This is a genomic window from Lysinibacillus sp. RU7, assembly GCF_057837305.1.
Window position 1 is genome coordinate 1 of sequence record NZ_JBYQFK010000171.1, and the last position, 259, is coordinate 259.

At 70.7% G+C, this 259-nt stretch carries 1 protein-coding gene; it reads left to right on the forward strand.

Features of this window, described 5'->3' with window-relative positions; translation table 11 throughout:
• On the forward strand, nucleotides 1-259 hold a 259-nt coding region (locus AC3II9_RS21965; protein WP_489158838.1), incomplete at both ends, for a phosphoenolpyruvate carboxylase.

Below are 259 nucleotides of genomic sequence, written 5' to 3' on the forward strand. Positions count from 1 at the left end.
GATGCAGCTCTTCCACGGGCGCGGCGGCGCCGTGGGACGTGGCGGCGGCAGCGCGTTCGCCGCGATCCGGGCCCAGCCGCACGGCACGGTGCAGGGCCGCATCCGCATCACCGAACAGGGCGAGGTGATCGCAGGCAAATATGGCACGCGCGACTCGGCGATGACCAATCTCGAGGCCATGGCCTCCGCCACTTTGCTGGCCAGCCTGGAGCCCGAACGGCTCTCGGCCGACCAGAATGCGCGTTTCACCGGCGCGATG